This is a genomic window from Alteromonas sp. KS69 (assembly GCF_003989595.1).
In the GTDB taxonomy this organism is placed as follows: domain Bacteria; phylum Pseudomonadota; class Gammaproteobacteria; order Enterobacterales; family Alteromonadaceae; genus Alteromonas; species Alteromonas naphthalenivorans.
Genome location: NZ_PYHU01000044.1, coordinates 107278 through 125727, shown reverse-complemented (window position 1 = coordinate 125727; position 18450 = coordinate 107278). Strand labels below are relative to the sequence as shown.

The 18450-nt window shown below is 43.1% G+C and carries 18 protein-coding genes and 2 pseudogenes; 7 read left to right on the top strand and 13 right to left on the bottom strand.

Annotated elements, in window-relative coordinates; genetic code table 11:
- Positions 1 to 702 (top strand): annotated as a pseudogene (locus tag C7Y69_RS21990) (polysaccharide lyase family 7 protein); the annotation flags it as partial.
- Between the two features lie 579 nt (positions 703 to 1281).
- Positions 1282 to 1617 carry a VOC family protein gene (locus C7Y69_RS18820; RefSeq protein ID WP_013782897.1) on the top strand — a complete coding sequence of 112 codons (336 nt, stop codon included), beginning with the start codon at positions 1282 to 1284 and terminating at the stop codon, positions 1615 to 1617.
- A 94-nt stretch (positions 1618 to 1711) separates the two neighbouring features.
- Here C7Y69_RS18820 and C7Y69_RS18815 read toward each other — a convergent pair whose 3' ends face one another.
- From C7Y69_RS18815 to C7Y69_RS18785, 7 genes and pseudogenes are all read right to left on the bottom strand, one after another.
- Positions 1712 to 3733: an NADPH-dependent 2,4-dienoyl-CoA reductase gene (locus C7Y69_RS18815; protein WP_126873796.1), complete on the bottom strand. Its 2022-nt coding sequence runs from the start codon at positions 3731 to 3733 to the stop codon at positions 1712 to 1714.
- A 345-nt stretch (positions 3734 to 4078) separates the two neighbouring features.
- Positions 4079 to 4933: a hypothetical protein gene (locus C7Y69_RS18810; RefSeq protein WP_013782899.1), complete on the bottom strand. Its 855-nt coding sequence runs from the start codon at positions 4931 to 4933 to the stop codon at positions 4079 to 4081.
- A 188-nt stretch (positions 4934 to 5121) separates the two neighbouring features.
- Positions 5122 to 5208 (bottom strand): annotated as a pseudogene (locus tag C7Y69_RS18805) (DUF4426 domain-containing protein); the annotation flags it as partial.
- 63 nt (positions 5209 to 5271) lie between these two features.
- Positions 5272 to 5712: a DUF4426 domain-containing protein gene (locus C7Y69_RS18800; RefSeq protein ID WP_013782900.1), complete on the bottom strand. Its 441-nt coding sequence runs from the start codon at positions 5710 to 5712 to the stop codon at positions 5272 to 5274.
- Between the two features lie 22 nt (positions 5713 to 5734).
- A complete protein-coding gene (locus tag C7Y69_RS18795) occupies positions 5735 to 6274 on the bottom strand; it encodes a YggT family protein (RefSeq protein WP_013782901.1) in 540 nt (179 codons plus the stop codon).
- A 21-nt stretch (positions 6275 to 6295) separates the two neighbouring features.
- Positions 6296 to 7117 carry a pyrroline-5-carboxylate reductase gene (proC, locus tag C7Y69_RS18790; RefSeq protein WP_013782902.1) on the bottom strand — a complete coding sequence of 274 codons (822 nt, stop codon included), beginning with the start codon at positions 7115 to 7117 and terminating at the stop codon, positions 6296 to 6298.
- 56 nt (positions 7118 to 7173) lie between these two features.
- Positions 7174 to 7860 (bottom strand): YggS family pyridoxal phosphate-dependent enzyme, encoded by a 687-nt coding sequence (locus C7Y69_RS18785; protein ID WP_126873795.1) that lies wholly within the window; start codon positions 7858 to 7860, stop codon positions 7174 to 7176.
- A gap of 24 nt (positions 7861 to 7884) precedes the next feature.
- Between C7Y69_RS18785 and C7Y69_RS18780 the strand changes: the two genes are divergently transcribed.
- Genes C7Y69_RS18780 through C7Y69_RS18770 form a run of 3 tightly spaced genes read left to right on the top strand, consistent with a single transcriptional unit; the run spans position 7885 to position 10370 of the window.
- Positions 7885 to 8928 carry a type IV pilus twitching motility protein PilT gene (locus tag C7Y69_RS18780; RefSeq protein WP_057789891.1) on the top strand — a complete coding sequence of 348 codons (1044 nt, stop codon included), beginning with the start codon at positions 7885 to 7887 and terminating at the stop codon, positions 8926 to 8928.
- Between the two features lie 9 nt (positions 8929 to 8937).
- The gene (locus C7Y69_RS18775; protein ID WP_126873794.1) at positions 8938 to 10050 is read left to right on the top strand and encodes a PilT/PilU family type 4a pilus ATPase; all 1113 of its coding nucleotides are present in this window, start codon (positions 8938 to 8940) and stop codon (positions 10048 to 10050) included.
- Between the two features lie 5 nt (positions 10051 to 10055).
- Positions 10056 to 10370, top strand: a complete 315-nt coding sequence (locus C7Y69_RS18770; RefSeq protein ID WP_013782906.1) for a DUF2007 domain-containing protein — start codon at positions 10056 to 10058, stop codon at positions 10368 to 10370.
- A 379-nt stretch (positions 10371 to 10749) separates the two neighbouring features.
- Here the strand turns inward: C7Y69_RS18770 and ruvX are convergent, their stop codons facing one another.
- From ruvX to C7Y69_RS21635, 5 genes are all read right to left on the bottom strand, one after another.
- Entirely contained in the window at positions 10750 to 11184 is a 435-nt protein-coding gene (gene ruvX / locus C7Y69_RS18765) for a Holliday junction resolvase RuvX (RefSeq protein WP_013782907.1), read from the bottom strand.
- On the bottom strand, positions 11177 to 11743 hold the full coding sequence (locus tag C7Y69_RS18760; RefSeq protein WP_013782908.1) for a YqgE/AlgH family protein: 567 nt from the start codon (positions 11741 to 11743) through the stop codon (positions 11177 to 11179). Before C7Y69_RS18760 ends, ruvX begins: the two co-directional genes overlap by 8 nt.
- A 42-nt stretch (positions 11744 to 11785) precedes the next feature.
- Positions 11786 to 12739 (bottom strand): glutathione synthase, encoded by a 954-nt coding sequence (gene gshB / locus C7Y69_RS18755; RefSeq protein ID WP_013782909.1) that lies wholly within the window; start codon positions 12737 to 12739, stop codon positions 11786 to 11788.
- Between the two features lie 212 nt (positions 12740 to 12951).
- Entirely contained in the window at positions 12952 to 13680 is a 729-nt protein-coding gene (locus tag C7Y69_RS18750) for a 16S rRNA (uracil(1498)-N(3))-methyltransferase (protein ID WP_013782910.1), read from the bottom strand.
- A gap of 146 nt (positions 13681 to 13826) precedes the next feature.
- Positions 13827 to 13991 carry a hypothetical protein gene (locus C7Y69_RS21635; RefSeq protein WP_013782911.1) on the bottom strand — a complete coding sequence of 55 codons (165 nt, stop codon included), beginning with the start codon at positions 13989 to 13991 and terminating at the stop codon, positions 13827 to 13829.
- Between the two features lie 505 nt (positions 13992 to 14496).
- Between C7Y69_RS21635 and C7Y69_RS18745 the strand changes: the two genes are divergently transcribed.
- Positions 14497 to 15339: a mechanosensitive ion channel family protein gene (locus tag C7Y69_RS18745; RefSeq protein WP_013782912.1), complete on the top strand. Its 843-nt coding sequence runs from the start codon at positions 14497 to 14499 to the stop codon at positions 15337 to 15339.
- 79 nt (positions 15340 to 15418) lie between these two features.
- Here C7Y69_RS18745 and C7Y69_RS18740 read toward each other — a convergent pair whose 3' ends face one another.
- Complete coding sequence (locus C7Y69_RS18740; protein WP_013782913.1) at positions 15419 to 16213, bottom strand: M48 family metallopeptidase; 795 nt, start codon at positions 16211 to 16213, stop codon at positions 15419 to 15421.
- A gap of 323 nt (positions 16214 to 16536) precedes the next feature.
- Between C7Y69_RS18740 and C7Y69_RS18735 the strand changes: the two genes are divergently transcribed.
- Positions 16537 to 18348: a choice-of-anchor I family protein gene (locus tag C7Y69_RS18735; protein WP_126873793.1), complete on the top strand. Its 1812-nt coding sequence runs from the start codon at positions 16537 to 16539 to the stop codon at positions 18346 to 18348.
- Positions 18349 to 18450: the final 102 nt, after the last annotated feature.

The window sequence follows — 18450 nt, the reverse complement described above, 5'->3', positions numbered from 1 at the left end:
AGATCAACACGCCTTAGTAACCCTATAGCGAAACGCTTCGGGCGAATAGGCGGCAAGATGGAAGCTACCTTAAAAGTAAACCATGTAGCTCTGCGCGCGAAATACCCTGAAAAAGCACCAGCCTATTCAGTGGTTATCGGTCAAATACATGCCAGTAAATGGGAGAAAAAGGTAAAAGGTTTTGGATGGGGGAACGAACCGCTTAAGATTTATTACAAGAAATGGCCGAATCACGACAAGGGCTCGGTATTTTGGACCTATGAAAGAAACCTTCCCAAAGATGACGCTAATCGAAGAGATATTGCTTATCCAGTGTGGGGTAACTTATGGACAAATCCTGAAGATCCTGGTGAAGCAGGATTAGCCTTAGGTGAAGCTCTGAGTTACGTAGTAAATGTTCACGGTGATGTGATGTATTTAACTTTCGAAGCTGATGGACATGAAACCGTTGAATATAAAATCAACCTCGCGAATGCCGTAGACGCTAACGGTAAACTTGATAAGCACGACCATCCATACGGCTACACGTTAGATTGGAATTACTTTAAAGCTGGTGCTTATAACCAATGTAGTACTAAAGATGACCCTGGTTTCTGGTATCCGGCGTGTTTAGGAACAGGCAACTGGGAAGAAGATAAGGCAAATGGCGATTACGCCAGTGTGACGTTCACGCGTTTAGAAGTGGGGGAAAGCGTTGCGCCAAAAGCTAATCATGGCGAACAAACTAAAATTGGTGCCACGTTAAACGAAAAAGTTGGTATGAGTATTAGTGATATTCCAGATAATGCGTTAACTGCTATCAAAGCCATTGAGCCATCTTTCACAGTAAATGAAGTAGAAAAAGAACTGAAACATGGCAAGACTTATCTTGATGTTGAAGGCGTATTGGCCGATGGCAGAGAAATTGAGTTCGATATGCTACAAGTGGCTGACGAATGGAAAGTAGTAGAGGTACAAAGAGACTTAGTCTGGTCTCAGCTGCCTGAAAATGTTAGTGGGGCATTAAAACAATCTTCACCTGATTTCGAAGCAAAGCGCATTATTGAAAGTATTCAGCATGGCACGGGAATAACCGTTTATGAGTTTTATGCGGTGGACAGTCAAGGCAAAGAGTCGCGTAAAGAAGTGAAAGTAGAAGGCGGCGAAGCGGTTGTGCTAGCAAAAGAGTGGCAACACTAACTTAGCGGAATAATTGAACGTTTTGCGACCAAATACAGTGATCTTGCTTGTGCACTTATCTACAGTATGTAATTCATTCTGTTAGATTCTTAGGAGAACACAGTGCAACCTGGGCTTTTTTCGTTAAGTTTAGCGGTCAGTGATATTGCCATCTCGAAAGCGTTTTATGAAACGCTTGGCTTTGAGGCCATGCCGTCGTGCGGTTCGGTAGAAGAGAAATGGGTTATCATGAAAAGTGGGCAAACCATGATTGGTTTGTTCGAGGGTATGTTTGAGGGCAATATTTTAACCTTCAATCCCACTGATGTGCGTGAACTTGAGCAGCGCTTGAAGGATAAAGGCATTGAAATAGATGTGCCAGTCAAAGGCGATGAAGGGCCAGGGCATTGCGTAGTAAAAGATCCAGACGGTAATACGATTATGTTCGATCAGTTCTAGTAGATATATAAGAAATATAAGGAAGGGAAGCTAATTAGCTTCCCATCTTTTTATAAAACTAAACTGAGACACCCACCTTTAAGTGCAATCAACTTTAAATTTTAGCGGCTAACTCTGCACCTTGGCGAATAGCACGCTTCGCATCAAGTTCAGCGGCTACATCTGCACCACCAATAATGTGGACACTCACACCGGCAGCCTCCAGCGGTGCTTGCAAAGGCTTAAACGGTTCTTGTCCTGCACACACGATAACGTTGTCTACGGCTAAGCATTTCGGTTTATCATTTATTAGAACATGTAAACCTTCATCATCAACCTTCTCGTAACTTACACCATTCACCATTTGCACATTATGCAGCTTCAAGGATTGTCGGTGGATCCAACCTGTTGTTTTACCCAAGCCCTTGCCAACTTTGGATGTCTTACGTTGAAGTAAGAATACTTCTCGGCTTGAAGGAGTATAAGATTTCTCGGTGAGCGCGCCTTCATTGGTATAGTTTTTATCAATCCCCCAATGAGACAGCCACTTATCAGTATTGAGCGATAGGTCTTCGTCTTCAACTAAATACTCGGCCACATCGAAACCGATGCCGCCCGCTCCAATAATAGCGACTTTTTGCCCCACAGCCTTGTGGTCGCGTAGCACATCTATATAACTCATGACTTTAGAATGGTCAGCACCTTCGATAGTTAGGCTTCTAGGGTTGATACCAGTAGCCAATACCACCTCATCAAAACCGCTTTCAGTAAGAAATTCACAGGTAACATCGGTATTAAGGGTTACGGTAACCCCAGTCCGTTCAAGTTGATTGCTGAAGTAGCGAATAGTTTCATAAAACTCTTCTTTGCCTGGTACTTGTTTTGCGTAGTTGAACTGCCCACCAAGCTCACTTGCTTTGTCGAACAAGATGACTTGATGGCCTCTATCTGCAGCATACATAGCAAATGCAAGCCCAGCAGGGCCAGCTCCAACCACTGCAATACGTTTACTATGTGTTACTGGAGTAAAGGTCAGTTCTGTTTCGTAGCAGGCTTGCGGATTAACTAAACAGCTAGCACGTTTTTGTTCAAATGCATGGTCTAAGCACGCTTGATTACACGCAATACAGGTGTTAATTAGTTGAGATTCATTGCGCATCGCTTTGGCTACAAACTGTGAATCGGCTAAAAATGGTCTTGCCATTGATACCATGTCTGCATGGCCATCGGCTAAAACGCCTTCGGCCACTTCAGGCGTATTAATTCTGTTTGTTGTAACAAGCGGCAGTGATACTTCCTTTTTCATCCGCTGTGTTATCCACGTGAAGGCTGCGCGCGGCACCGAAGTCGAAATAGTTGGAACACGTGCTTCATGCCAACCGATGCCGGTATTAATAAGTGTAGCACCAGCTTTTTCAATCGCTTTGGCAAGATAGACAACTTCATCCCATTTAGCGCCACCTTCAACCAAATCGAGCATCGACAGGCGGTAAATAATGATGAAGTCAGTGCCCACCTTTTCACGAATACCTTTTACGATATCGACCGCTATTTTTACCCTGTTTTCTAGACACCCACCCCATTCGTCATCACGATGATTAGTACGCTTTACCAAGAACTGGTTAATTAAATAACCTTCAGATCCCATCACCTCTACGCCATCGTAACCAGCTTCTTTCGCAAGAGCGGCACAACTAACGTAGTCTTTAATTGTGGATGTCACAGCTTTTGAAGATAAGGCGCGAGGTTTAAACGGCGTAATTGGAGACTTAACAGGGGAAGCCGATACGGCAAGAGGGTGATAGCCGTAACGACCAGAGTGCAAAATTTGCATACAAATTTTACCGCCTTCAGCATGCACGGCTTCAGTAATTACTCTGTGCTTTTTTGCGTGACGTTTGGCTGTCATTCTGCCAGCGAAAGGGGCAACCCAGCCAGAAATGTTGGGGCTAATTCCCCCTGTTACGATAAGTGCCACACCCCCTTTTGCTCGTTCTGCGTAAAAGGCTGCAAGCTTATCGAATCCGCCTTTTTCTTCTTCAAGGCCTAAGTGCATAGAGCCCATTAAAGTACGGTTTTTTAACGTGGTGAAGCCGAGATCTAGGGGCTCAAGTAAGTGAGGGTATGCGTTGGTCATGGTTATTCTCGTTATAATTTTTATTCGGACAGCCATAAACTAGCCCGACCAGTATCTTAAGATTATTTACCAGTATGCTTTGGGGGTAAAGGATTGAGGTATAAAAAATCGAAGATAATGTTAAGACACCCACAGTTTCAAACATAGTTTTAGAGCTATGAGACAGATGAACTATGATTTCCAGGACGGATAACAAACATTAGTGAGACAAAATGGTGTCGCGAATATTCACCTAGCACTAAAGGTTCTAGGTGTGGCATGCACCAAGAGAAAACTGATGGTAAATATGGTTTGGGTGCACCTAGCCGCGCATTATTTTATCGAATTTGATTTAACTGTGTGATATCACCCAGTTTTAGAAAGAGCTAGCTTACGTTGGGCAATCGATAGGCCAATAGAGTTTGAAAAGATAGCTTCAATCCCAACGACCATACTATTCCAATTTGTTTGCGACAAGCCGGTACGCTGTAAAATTGGGGAGACATTGTGGAGTACGTAGCCTGATTTACCTGCACTAATTTGCCTGGCAGTTTCATCGACCAAAGTTAAATAATCAGCTAAATTAAACGGCAACCCTTTCAAGCCGTGTGACGAACTTCCCACCAGAGGCTTAAGGAACGCTGGTTGGAGGCCAAATTGTGCTGCCTCTATTCGATGTTTAATGCTTGTGAATTCAGATTTTTCTGGCGCCTTTGAGATACCCGCACGTAGCGGATTTAAATCTACATAAGCCATGCACGCTGCCAATGCGGCTTCATCAAGTAGAGCCTGAGATTTAAACCTTCCTTCCCAAAAACGCCCCGTGCACTCATCCTCCTTGTTAGCTTCACGAGCAATAAACTCATTAAGCAACCTCATAAACCAACTGATATCGTACAACCGTTGTCTATAAACATTTGCTGTCGATATGATAGTGGTTATCTGAGCTTCTGTAAGTGATGCCCGCTGTGTAGGCTGCATATATTGCTGGGTTAACACAGTGCCCTTATGCAGAGAATGCCAACGCCTTAATACTTCCTCGGTGGTCCACGACAAGGCTTCGTTTCTATCTACATGTAATACCAAGTGGGTATGGTTACTCATTACCGCATAGGCACATACATCAATTGAAAATACGTTCGTTAATGCTATGAGCCGGTCTTCAACCCATTGACGTCGATGCTCGTAACTTTTCCCAGTGTAATGGTCATCTCCACACAAAAATGCTCGTCTTACACACCGAGATACGCAGTGATAGTAGGGCGTGTTCTGTAAACAGATTAATGACTTTCTAGGGCTTGGCATAAGGGAGCTCAATCTCAAAATAGTGATTAAGATACTGAGGTATTTCTCTTGTTGAATATACTGAACAAGAGGATGGTTTGGGTGGGTGTCTAACCTTTTAGCGCTCTATCTCTAAAAGGCAGCACTGCTAGGTAGTAAATAGCATCACCTTCTTCTACCTTTTTAAAGGTGAGTGTCTTAGTGGTGCCTACTCGCCAATTAGTATTTTTACAAAATTATATTACGTGTTTCGCGCTTTCGGCTTACTTTAAACCTTAGCCATCAACAAACATTTCTTGTTTAAAATTCAAGGTCTGCATGGTATTCCCACGCTGAACATCAATACTAAACCGGTAGTTTTCTCTATCTCTAAAAGGCAGCACTGCTAGGTAGTAAATAGCATCACCTTCTTCTACCTTTTTAAAGGTGAGTGTCTTAGTGGTGCCTATCAAGTTCTTAGCAGTACCAGAAACCGATACCCGTTGAGCAGTTCCTGTTACGGCGTCTAGTACTGAAATATTGACCAAGGCGTTAAACTTACTACGAACTATGCCGTAAGAGGCCGCGACCTCAGGGGTAAGAAAAGGAGTACTCACTACCATGTAATGTACATCCCACTCGCCTAATTGTTGCTTTTGCTCAGCGTACGCTGCGCTACTTGTAATAAGTAACAAACTACCCAGTAAACCAAAAAGTAATGTACTGATTTTTTTCATGTTATCACTCCGCACGTTCAGCTTAAAAGAACCTGAATGTGTCTTGAAGTAGCAATTGTAAAAACTGTAGTCCGATAATGGCAATCAGCACAGATAAGTCTAAACCACCTAAAGGCGGTATAACTTTTCTGATGGGTGCTAAGAAAGGCTCAGTTAGTTGATAAAGAAGGTAGTCGATAGGCGTTTGACCCTGTGATACCCAACTTAAAATGGCGCGTAAAATCAACACCCAGAACATGATAGAAAGCGTTTCTTTTACCACTTCAATCAGCGCAACTATTACGATGCCTACTGGATTCAAACTGCCACCGACCATCAGCGAAAGCGTGATTATTTTTAACGCGGCAACAACAAGCGCCAGCACAAAGGTAGCAGTGTCGAAGCGACCAATTGAAGGGATTATTCTGCGCAACGGCCCCACGATAGGGTGAGTGGCCTTTACAATAAACTGGCTCATAGGGTTATAAAAATCAGCCCTAACCAGTTGCAACCATAGGCGTAAGATAACCACCATTAAATACAAACCAAATAGTGTATCTACCAGAAAAACCGTTGCATTCATGTTTTGATGTTCCTAAAAACGTTAAAGCTGTTTTGCCATTTCTTCAGCACGAGCTACCGCAGCGCGCATCGCTTTACTTACGATATCACTCAAGCCTTGATCAATTAAGGTATTGACTGCCGCAGCTGTAGTGCCGCCTTTAGAAGTAACTTGGGCACGAAGCTCACTTAATTCAAGGTCAGGATTGTGACAAACCATTTCAGCGGCCCCTAACATGGCTTGTTGTACCATCAAACGTGACTGTGCTTTATCGAAGCCCATGTTTATAGCTTCCTCTTGCATAGCTTGTAAAAACAAGAAGAAATACGCAGGGCTACTGCCAGCTGCAGCGATAACGCCATTGATACCGTCTTCCTCTTCAACCCATACTGTCTCACCTACGCTATTCATCACATCATCAACGTAAGTTCTGTCATCTTCTGACACGGTATTATCTGCATACATGCCCGACATACCCTTACCAAGTAGGCTTGGTGTGTTTGGCATAATACGAACAACGGGATATTCACCGCCTAGCATTTCTTGTAATCGAGATACGGGTAACCCAGCTGCGATACTAAGGAATAGCTTGCCAGTTAAGTCATTGTTCTGCTTAAGGTCTGCGCACATGTCACCCATCATCTGGGGTTTCACGGCTAACACAATAGCATCTGCAAATTGGCAGGCTTCATCATTAGACTGGGTAATTTGAATACCGAATTCCTCTTTTAACTTATCGAGTTTCGGAGTAGACGGGTTGCTCGCTAAAATGCGTGTCTTATCGTAGCCAGACTGAATTAAACCACTAATGATGCTGCGGCTCATGTTGCCCGCGCCAATGAATGCCAATTTCTTTTGTTGCATATGAATCCTATTGTAAGTTGAAAAAACTAACAGCGTTCAGTTAAAAATAGTAGGAACTAATTTCGTGCGCCGAAGATTGCGGTGCCAATTCTTACCATGGTAGACCCATGAGCGATGGCGCTTTGCATATCACTACTCATTCCTACGGACAGGGTATCAAAATTGGTCAAGTTTGTATGGTATCGGTCGAACAATTCCTTTAAAGCACTTAAGCTTTGCGCTTGTTCATGGCTGTCTGGGTTTGCTTTTGGAATTGCCATTAGCCCGCGTAAGCAAAGTTTGTCCTGCTTGGTAATAAAGCGCACCAGTTCATCTACGTCTTCAGGTTTTACACCTGACTTACTTGCTTCATCATCTATATTCACTTGAATACATACATTTAAGGGGGCCATCTCCGCCGGACGTTGGTCATTCAAACGACGCGCTATTTTTTCCCTATCAACGGATTGTACCCAATCAAAATGCTCGGCTACTATTTTTGTCTTATTTGATTGAATGGGGCCTATCATATGCCATTCAATATCACTAAGTGCAGACAGCTGCTGTATTTTATCTACACCTTCTTGTATATAGTTTTCGCCGAATGTACGTTGTCCCTCTTCATACGCTGCCATAATATCCGATACCGGTTTAGTTTTACTCACGGCTAGCAATTTAACTGAATTTGGTGGACGATTAGCGTTGGCAGTAGCTAGGCTCACATCCTGTCGTGCACTATTGAGTCTTTCTGCTATTGTTTGCATTATTCACCTTTTTGAGGAGTTGTTGTGGATATTACCGAACTTTTGGCTTTCAGCGTTAAAAATAAAGCGTCAGATTTGCACTTATCAGCAGGTCTGCCACCTCTTATCCGCGTAGACGGAGAAATGCGTAAGCTTAATGTACCCGCATTAGATCATAAACAAGTCCATGCACTTATTTATGAAATAATGAATGACATGCAACGTAAAGAATACGAAGAGAACTTGGAAACCGATTTCTCATTCGAAATTAGTGGCTTGTCGCGGTTTCGTGTAAATGCTTTTGTGCAAAATCGCGGTGCAGCAGCTGTGCTTCGTACTATCCCCAACACGGTTCTTACCCTTGATGATTTAGGTGCGCCTGAAATATTCAAAGAAATAATCAACCAACCTACCGGCATTGTTCTAGTCACTGGCGCCACAGGGTCGGGTAAGAGTACAACCCTAGCTGCTATGGTTGACCATATCAATTCACATAAGCGCGAGCACATTCTTACTATCGAAGATCCTATCGAGTTTGTGCACGAAAATAAATTAAGTCTTGTAAACCAACGGGAAGTCCATCGAGACACCCACTCTTTCAGTAACGCACTTCGCTCTGCATTACGTGAAGATCCAGATGTTATTTTAGTTGGTGAGTTACGTGATTTAGAAACAATTCGCTTGGCTATTTCAGCCGCGGAAACAGGGCATTTAGTATTTGGCACCCTACATACTAACTCAGCACCTAAAACAATAGACCGTATTATTGATGTGTTTCCTGCCGAAGAAAAAGCGATGGTGCGCTCTATGTTGTCTGAATCGCTAAGAGCTGTAATTTCTCAAACCCTGTTGAAGAAAGTAGGGGGAGGGCGAATCGCAGCGCATGAAATCATGGTAGGTATCCCTGCAATACGAAATCTTATTCGTGAAGATAAAGTGCCTCAAATGTATTCGGTTATTCAAACGGGGCAAGCTACGGGTATGCAAACTATGGATCAGTGTTTACAACGCTTGTTGGCATTAGGTGCCATTTCTAAAGAAGACGCCGCTGCTAAATCGAAAGACAAGCAATCGATGAGTAATTTTTAAGGACGGGTAATGTTAGATAACTTTTTAGAAAAAATGGTAGAGAAATCTGCTTCTGACTTATTCGTTACCGCGGGCTTTCCCGTTAGCGCCAAAGTGCACGGTAAGCTTACTCCCATTTCGGAAAATTCATTTAATGATGAAGATGCATTAGCACTTGTTCATGAGGCTATGAATGAAAAGCAAAAAGAGGCTTTTCATACTACCAAGGAATGTAATTTTGCCATTGTACGAGAAGGCCTAGGGCGTTTTCGTTGTTCGGCCTTCTGGCAACGAGATCAAGCCGGGATGGTGGTACGTCGTATTGTGACCGAAATTCCTAAGGTTGATGACCTGGGTTTACCTTCGGTGTTAAAAGATATCATTATGTCAAAGCGCGGCTTGGTACTTTTTGTAGGTGGTACAGGCACGGGGAAATCGACCTCGCTTGCCGCACTTATCGGCCATCGAAATAGTAATTCTTATGGGCATATTTTAACTATTGAAGATCCTATTGAATTTGTGCATGAGCATAAATCTTGCGTGATAACTCAGCGTGAAGTGGGTATAGACACCCACTCATTCGACGATGCATTGAAAAGCTCCTTGCGGCAAGCGCCTGATGTCATTCTTATTGGTGAAATTCGTTCAATGGAGACAATGGAATACGCCATGTCGTTCGCTGATACGGGGCATTTATGTGTGGCAACACTCCATGCCAACAACGCTAACCAAGCAATTGAGCGCATTATGCATTTAGCGCCAAAAGACCAACATGACAAGTTACGTTTTGACTTAAGCCAAAATATAAAAGCTATAGTGGCACAACAACTTCTTCCAACCAAAGACGGCGAGGGAAGGGTAGCGGCAATTGAAATACTATTAAACTCTCCTCTAGTGAGCGACCTTATTCAACGCAATGAAATAGGTAGCTTGAAAGAAGCCATGAAAAAGGGCAAAGAGTTAGGCATGCAAAGTTTCGATATGGCGTTGTACGATTTATATCGCGAGGGTAGTATTGATTTAGACCAAGCCTTACACCATGCTGATTCTCCCAATGATTTGCGCCTAATGATTAAGCTAGATTCTAACGATGGATCGAGCTTGGGCACATTATCGAATGTCTCAATCGATATGGATGACTAAAACTCTTGATTAAGCTTTTTACGTCTTCAGACCCTTTCTTACTTCAGTCGGTAAAGAGTGAACTCGATGCGCTTTCTATACCTTACCTAGTGAAAAACGAATTTGCAGGTGGGGCGATGGGTGAACTGCCATGGCAAGAGTCACAACCCGAACTTTGGTTAATAGATGAATCTTGGTCTACCAGAGCCAATAAAGTTGTGAATTCTCTCATGGACAGCCACGAACCAGCTGAGAAATTTCCATGGGTGTGCGGACATTGTAATGAACCAAACGGCGAAGCTTTTGATACCTGCTGGAAGTGCGGAGAAAGTAGACCTTAGCATTGCGGGTTTCTGGTTTTCTTATTCATTAATTCGTGATTGAAATTGTGGGTGTCCGAGAGGTAATGATTTTAGCATTACGGGTTTCTGATTTTCTTATTCATTAATTCGTGATTGAAACTGTGGGTGTCCAAGAGGTAATGATTGAAATTGTGGCTGTCTTAAAAGAAGTGATGATAAAAAGGAACTCCAAATCTTTTAAAAGGTGGGTGTCCAAATAACGGCGCAGTTACATAAAAAGGTGGGTGTCCAGCTAACGCAAATAACGGCGCAGTTACATAAAAAGGTGGGTGTCCAGCTAACGGAAAAGGTGATCACAGCCTAAATAAATGGGTGTCCAACTAACGGAAAAGGTGGGTGTCCAAATAACGGCGAGAAACTAGTCGCCGTATTGGTTTTCAACCCAGCTGGTAAAAATCACGCAGGCCGATACGCTGTCTATTTTTTCTTTGGTTAGCTTTTTATAGCCGCCAAGTTCGAACAACATAGATTTTGCATCCGTTGTGGTAAGCCTTTCATCGCATAAATCTACTGCTACTTTGAATCTACCATGTAAGCGATTGGCGAATTTTTTGGCGCGCTGTGTAACTTCTTGCTCGGTGCCATCCATATTCAGCGGTAAACCCACCACCACAAGCTGCGGTTGCCACTCTTCATAAAGCTTTTCAATAACATTCCAATCTGGAATACCATCGCGGGCTTTCAGTGCGGCTAGCGGTGACGCCGTACCGGTAATTTCTTGTCCTACTGCAACTCCAATACTTTTTGTACCGAAGTCGAAGGCTAATACTGTTCTACTGCCAATATCAGGCATGTCCGGCTCCTGGTGCGAGTTGCCACACATCTACACCAAGTTTATTTACCGCTGCTTGCCATTTTTTATGAATAGGCGTGTTAAACAAAATGTCGTCATCGGCCTCTATGGTTAGCCACGAGTTATCTTGCATTTCCTGTTCAAGTTGCCCAGCAGTCCAGCCCGCATAACCTAACGCGATAATCGATGAATCTGGCCCAGTGTTAGTGCCTATTGCTGATAAAATATCTTTTGAAGTGGTGATCATAACGTCAGGCGATAAGGCTAAGCTTGAGTCCCAGCCACTTTGACTGGAATGCAGAACGAACCCTCGTTCTTGGCTTACCGGCCCGCCGGCAAGAATAATTTGCTCGGCTTTGTCTTCCGCCACGGTTAAGTCTTTGTCGGTTTGCTCGAGCAGTTCTTTTAAGTTCATAGTTGAAGGCTGATTGATTACCAGCCCCATGGCACCGTCTTTGTTGTGTTCGCAAATATAAGTGAGAGAGCGAGAAAAATACGGGTCATCTAGCGAAGGCATCGCTACTAGAAAGTGGTTTTGTAAACTTTTCAGTTCTGTCATTGTTTCCTCTACTTCTCACTTACTTACAGTTAGTGCAAAACGCTACTTAGTTGTAAGGCGCTTTTCAATTGCGTCGAATAACGAGGCCATAATATTAATATTATAATGACCCTCTATCTCTCTTACGCATGTTGGGCTAGTAATGTTTATTTCTGTGATTTTTTCGCCAATCACGTCGAGCCCAACAAATAAAATATTATTCTCTCGTAATGTGGGAGCAACAGCTTCAGCTAACGCACGATCAGTTTCTGAAATTTCTTGGGGTCTGCCTGTTCCGCCTGCTGCCAGATTGCCACGAGTCTCCCCCTTGGTGGGTAAGCGCGCCAAGCAATAAGGAATCACTTCACCGTCCACAATAAGAATACGTTTATCGCCATCCTTAATTTGTGGCAAGTATTCTTGAACCATCATGTAACGTTTGCCTAAATTGGTTAGCGTTTCAATGATCACGCCTAAGTTATTTCCATCTGGCTTCACTCTGAAAATTGAAGCACCGCCCATTCCATCCAAAGGCTTACAAATAATATCTTGATGCTTTGCATGAAAATCACGAATAAGCTTCTGATTATTGGTTACCAATGTGTTAGGAATGTGCTCAGGAAACAAAGAGGTAAATAATTTTTCGTTGTAGTCTCGAAGCGCTTGCGGATTATTTACAACCAGCGCGCCTTCGTCCTGGGCAAGCGATAATATATGGGTAGCATACAAAAACTCGCTGTCGAAGGGCGGATCCTTGCGCATTAGCAACACATCAATGTCGCCTAGTGAAACAGTATGTTCTTCACCTAGGGTGTAAAAGTCAGTTGCTTGATCACGCACGGTAATGGTTCTAGCCAGCCCCATTGGCTTACCGTTGTTTATAAAGATATCTTTAAGTTCGAAGTACAGTACGGTTGCGCCACGGCGCTGGGCTTCAAGCATCATTGCTAAGCTGGTGTCTTTATGCGGCTTAATCACCGCGATAGGATCCATAATCACGCCAAGGGTGTAGTGCATGTATGTTCTCACTCTTTGATAAAGGTAGATAAATTGCCAACAGCATTACGCACTGATTGTGATAGTTGGCTGTTGGTGCATTTTATTTGTCGAAGTTGGTTTAGGTATGAATACCACTAAAACTTAAGTGGGGGCATTCAGCATTTAGATCAAGTATCGAAAAAACCAAACTTTCTAATCATTAACCTGTAAAGCTTGCGTAAACTGCCCGCCTAAAAATCGCCATGCTGGGCTTGCAGAATGCTAATACTGCTAATGGCGGCAGTTTCAGTACGCAGTATTCGAGGCCCTAAACTGCACGATGTAAATCCGCTTTCATTAGCTTGGTGAATTTCGCCTTCAGAAAGTCCGCCCTCTGGACCTATCAATAAACGAAAGCCTTGAGAGTTATATGGTTGACGGGCCAATGGCTTCTCTGCACCCGGCGCCAATACTAACCGCGAACTCGAGGTTGATTCAGATAACCATTTGTTAAGGGCAATTGGCGGGTTAAGCGAGGGCAGTGTATTTCTGCCACTTTGCTCACATGCACCGATGATGATCTTTTGCCATTGCAGCAGCTTTTTTTCCCACCTGGCTTCATCTAATTTAACTGTACATCGTTCGGACAAAATAGGCGTAATTTCGGTAACACCAAGCTCTACACTTTTTTGCAGCACCGTATCCATTCGGTCACCTTTAGATACACCTTGGCCTAAATGTATATTTAGCGATGATTCTTTTGACAGCGTTAAACACGCATCGGCCTCTACAAAAACCTTTTTTCTTTGAGCATTAATTATCTGTGCGCTGTACTCGTTGCCGTCACCGTTAAATAATACGATAGGATGATTCGCTTTCAAACGAAGCACACTGGCAATGTGATGCCCAGCTTCTTCAGTTAACTGAAATTCTTCTTCAAGAGGAATTGGGTTGGGGTAATAAATTCTCGGTATGCGCATTGGGAAACTAAAAATGGCGGATAATGTAGATATGATACTTGTCTAGAGCAAGTGGATGCAACGCATCGTAGCTGAAAATCGCTACAATGCGTTGTAAAAAGCTATTTTTTTGAGATTTACGATAGCTTTGATAGCACTAGGGTTAATTAAGCTGCCGAAGGTGTTGAAGTGGTGTTTTGCGTTTCGTTTTGATGAGGAGGTACTGCTTGCCCGTCCTTTCGTGCGTACTTGGTATGTTCGCCTTTATCTGTTCTCAAAGAATACAAGAACAATGCTGCTACGATAATTGCCAGTAATATAAAGTAAAACATAGATTATTCCTTTTATTCTATTTGCTAAGCTGTACAAAATTGACAATAGCAATACCTGCTAACGTCATGTCCGGTTCACATTCTTTTTAAATGTTTTTCAGCGCTTTGCAGACTTTTTAAAGCATCCTGCTTATTTTGACTAAAAACTCTACACCAATTAGATGGAAAAATCATCAATTCTCGTAAAGTTTTCGATAGTCCGTTATGGCTGATTCGCTATTCGGTGCTACTAACTAACTTGACGAGCCATTGAGATTAGATTGCTTAAATGACACCCTAATGACGAATTTACGACAATAAGTTTAAACAGCTCGAAAACAATTCTGAAGAAATAATTAGCAGGAAAAAAGTCGACTTTAGGATAATATTTATTGCCTGTAGGCCACGTGAATATTAGACTTTGGGCCAAAAATGGCTATTTGTGCATCAAAGTCGTTGGCGTAGTTCTAAAAGCCTGCTACTTTGAATCGGCTTACACTACGATTGATAAAACAAGGACAAAATTATGGAAGAAAATTTATCATTATTCTCATCGAGTGATGTTGAACGCTACATTAACGATTATGCAATCCCATGGGGCATTAATATTGCCATGGCGATTGTTATCTACGTTATTGGTCGAATCGTTGTAGGGTTCATCCTATCTTTATTCCGCCGTTTAATGGCAAAATCAAAGTACGATGCAATGTTGGTGGACTTCTTAGAAGCCATTATTAGCGCTATTTTGATGTTGTTCGTTATTGTGGCGTCGCTAAACCAACTTGGTGTCGATACCACCTCGCTTGTTGCAATATTAGGTGCTGCCGGTTTAGCTATTGGTTTGTCACTGCAAGACTCACTGAAAAACTTTGCTGCTGGCGTAATGCTTCTTGTATTTAAGCCTTTCAAATCAGGCGATTTCGTTGAAGCTGCTGGAACTGCGGGTACAATCAATAAGATTGGCATTTTCACTACTACAATGGCTACACCAGATAACAAAGAAATTATTGTTCCTAATGGTGGCATTTACAGCAATAACATTACTAACTATTCAGCGAAAGAAACACGTCGTGTTGATATGGTTGTTGGTATTGGTTATGACGCAGACTTGCGCAAAGCGAAAGAAATCCTTAATGAAATGGTTCGTGCCGATGAGCGTATCCTCAGCGAGCCAGCACCTACTGTTGCCGTTTCTGAATTGGCTGATAGCAGCGTTAACTTCGTGGTTCGTCCATGGTGTAAAGCGTCTGACTTCTGGGGCGTTAAGTTTGACTTCACTGAGCAAGTTAAACTTCGCTTCGACCAAGAAGGTATTTCAATTCCGTTCCCACAAATGGATGTACACCTTCACAAAAACGACAGCGAATAAGATTTTATTCCCTGATACAAAAACGCCACATTAATGTGGCGTTTTTTTTGCTCTATTTTACGTTAGCGACGTTGAATAACTAGCCACAGTTAGGTCTATACGCCGATGCCTGGTAATCAGTGTACGCAGCGTTCATGTTTGCTTGCAAGTTGCTAATCCGTGTTTGCGGGGCAGGGTGAGTAGAAAGTAACTCTAAGGGGCGTTCGCCATTACTTGCCGCATCCATGTTCTGCCATAAGTTTACGGATTGGCGAGGGTCAAAGCCTGACATAGCCATTAATTGAAGGCCAATAACATCGGCTTCAGACTCATGGGTACGGCTAAACGGTAGTTGAACCCCAACTTGTAACCCTAAACCAATGGCTGCCATGATAGGAGCCGTTTGAGAAACTTCGTTCATCGCCAAAGCTGCACCTGCTGCTTGGGTGCCCATATTGATAAGCGTTGATTGAGACATACGCTCATTACCATGTTCTGCAATTACATGACCCACTTCATGGCCGATGACTGCCGCAAGCTGGTGTTGGTTTTCAGCTACATTTAATAACCCTGTATAAACACCAATTTTCCCCCCAGGCAAAGCAAAGGCATTAACCTGCTCATCGTCAAATACCACAACTTCCCATGTACCATCGAACACACTATTAGGGACCTTCGCGGTGATCGCATTGGCGACGCATTCAACATAGCTATTTTGAACAGCTTTGTTTGAGATTTTAAGTTCTTCTTTCATTCCGCTAAATGCTTGGTCGCCCATTTCTTCCAGTTGGGATTCAGAATATAAGAGTACCTGATTACGACCTGTGGGCGATGTAGCACACGCTGTCACTGCAAGGGCTACTGCGGCGATTGATGCGGTAAACCTCAATTTCATATTTTAATCCTTGTTGTCGCGAAATAGAGAAATATTAGTGAGTTACGACTCTTATTGTTTGTTACGTACAGTGCGTAAGAGCAGACCAATATTAGCTTCTATTAATACTACAAATTGGGGTGTTATTCATTTGTAAATTTACCCTTTTGCCAAATTAATATTTGTGTCATACACTGGCTCTAGCTTATATACAGATGTAATTAAAAATAATAGCTAAATCTACATTGTATGCCATCGGTTCGTTCCCGTACTGAAAGCGAGAATTAAACAGCCTAGTTGGCAAGCTGAGGTTTGGCGTAACAACATGATAAAAAGGAAATTAAATGTCTGCGCAGTCAAAATTCAAATACGGCGTCTTAGCGCTTCTTATCTCAGCGGCTCTTACCGGCTGTGGTCTAGATGGCGATGATGGTGCACAAGGTGAAACAGGTGCTCAAGGCCCTCAGGGCGAGCAAGGTGAAGCGGGGTCAGATGGCGCCGACGGTGTTGACGGTAGCGATGCATCTTTAGGTGTTTCTCTTGACGTTGTTGCCCGCGCTTTTTTGGGTAACCTAACGTCGGCAGAAATCGTGCAATATCATGCTGACACCCAAACTATTTATGCCACCAACGGTGAAACCAATGCCATCGCAGTTATTGCCGCTGATACAGTAAGTACTACTGCTATGAGCGACCCAATCAATACGACCAACCTTACAGTGAGTGATATTACGCTACCTGCTGATATTGACGGCGTAACGTTAGGAAGCCTCACTAGTATTGCTATTAGTGGCGACCTAATGGCTGTTGCAGTGCCTGCTGATGTGAAAACAGATAACGGCTACGTACTTTTCTATAATGGGTTAGACACTTCTGCACCAGTATTTTTAGATTCAGTCGTTGTTGGCGCCCTGCCTGACATGGTGACTTTTACGCCAGATGGCGGAAAAGTATTAGTAGCCAATGAAGGGGAGCCTTCAGATGATTACACGATTGACCCAGAAGGTTCTATCTCGGTAATTAATATTCTAGCAAGTGGTGAGCCTGAAGAAACAGCGACCTCAGTGAGCTTCACGGGCTTTAACGGCAGTCAAGACGACTTGGTTGCACAGGGAATGATGTTCCCTAACCCAAGTGGCCGTACGATTAAAGGTGTAGATATTGCTACCACTGTGGCTCAAGATTTAGAACCAGAATATATTACGGCGACTAACGATGTAGCGTACGTCAGCCTGCAAGAAAACAACGGTTTAGCCATTCTTGATCTTGAAGAACTAACCGTAGAAATTGTTGGCTTGGGTGTAAAAAGTTGGTCTGACTTGAATATTGATATTCAAGAAGATGGCAGCGTAAGTTTTGGTCAGTATGATGGCCTTTACGGTGTATATCAGCCCGATACTATTGCCAATTACTCTTGGAAAGATGCCACTTTTATCGTGACAGCGAATGAAGGTGACGCGCGTGAATATTTCTTTGACTCTGCTGATGAAGCAACCTGCCTAAGTGAAGGTGGACTAGAGTTTGATGAGGACGATGGCTGTTTAGCTTATATCGACGAAGTTAAAGTTGAAGACTTAACGGCAGAAGCGAATTCTGAACTTGCTGACTTACAAGCCAATGGCGAAGCAGATGATTTACGTGTCACTAATGCAATGGGCGATGCGGATGGTAACGGTGAATATGATGCAGCTTATGCGTATGGTTCACGTTCATTTACCATTTGGGATCAAAACGGTTTAGCGGTTTACGATTCAGGCGATGATTTTGAACGAATTACTGCATCAGTGCATGGGGCGTCATTCAATAATGGTGATGATGAAAACGAAGGTGATTCTCGTTCTGAAAATAAAGGACCTGAGCCTGAAGCATTAACCATAGGTGTTATAGGTGATAGAACTTATGCGTTTGTTGGTACGGAACGGATGGGCGGTATATTCGTATACGATGTGACCAACCCTTACGATGTTCAGTTTGCCGATTACATTATCAATCGCGATTTAACAGAAGGGTTATCAGCGTCTGACGTTATTGGTGATTTGGCGCCTGAAAGCCTTGTATTTGTTAGCGCAGAAAACAGCGCAAGCGGCGTTCCATTGTTACTTGTAGGTAACGAAGTCAGCGGCACTGTTACGGTGTGGCAAATCACGCAAAACTAAGTGAAACGCGGTAATAAGTAGAAAATAGTGAGCAAAAACACTGGTTAGAAACCTGTGATGAAACGGCGCCCTTGGCGCCGTTTTTTTATGTAAACAAAAAAA

Bases quoted from the DNA above. Each gene is read 5' to 3' on its own strand.
- C7Y69_RS18815 (WP_126873796.1), bottom strand. From the start codon at position 3,733: ATGACCAACGCATACCCTCACTTACTTGAGCCCCTAGATCTCGGCTTC.
- C7Y69_RS18760 (WP_013782908.1), bottom strand. From the start codon at position 11,743: ATGACAGAACTGAAAAGTTTACAAAACCACTTTCTAGTAGCGATGCCT.
- C7Y69_RS21635 (WP_013782911.1), bottom strand. From the start codon at position 13,991: ATGTTTTACTTTATATTACTGGCAATTATCGTAGCAGCATTGTTCTTG.
- gshB (WP_013782909.1), bottom strand. From the start codon at position 12,739: ATGCACTACACCCTTGGCGTGATTATGGATCCTATCGCGGTGATTAAG.
- C7Y69_RS18740 (WP_013782913.1), bottom strand. From the start codon at position 16,213: ATGAAATTGAGGTTTACCGCATCAATCGCCGCAGTAGCCCTTGCAGTG.
- proC (WP_013782902.1), bottom strand. From the start codon at position 7,117: ATGCAACAAAAGAAATTGGCATTCATTGGCGCGGGCAACATGAGCCGC.
- C7Y69_RS18800 (WP_013782900.1), bottom strand. From the start codon at position 5,712: ATGAAAAAAATCAGTACATTACTTTTTGGTTTACTGGGTAGTTTGTTA.
- C7Y69_RS18775 (WP_126873794.1), top strand. From the start codon at position 8,938: ATGTTAGATAACTTTTTAGAAAAAATGGTAGAGAAATCTGCTTCTGAC.
- C7Y69_RS18750 (WP_013782910.1), bottom strand. From the start codon at position 13,680: ATGCGCATACCGAGAATTTATTACCCCAACCCAATTCCTCTTGAAGAA.
- ruvX (WP_013782907.1), bottom strand. From the start codon at position 11,184: ATGCCTGATATTGGCAGTAGAACAGTATTAGCCTTCGACTTCGGTACA.
- C7Y69_RS18745 (WP_013782912.1), top strand. From the start codon at position 14,497: ATGGAAGAAAATTTATCATTATTCTCATCGAGTGATGTTGAACGCTAC.
- C7Y69_RS18785 (WP_126873795.1), bottom strand. From the start codon at position 7,860: ATGCAAACAATAGCAGAAAGACTCAATAGTGCACGACAGGATGTGAGC.
- C7Y69_RS18735 (WP_126873793.1), top strand. From the start codon at position 16,537: ATGTCTGCGCAGTCAAAATTCAAATACGGCGTCTTAGCGCTTCTTATC.
- C7Y69_RS18795 (WP_013782901.1), bottom strand. From the start codon at position 6,274: ATGAATGCAACGGTTTTTCTGGTAGATACACTATTTGGTTTGTATTTA.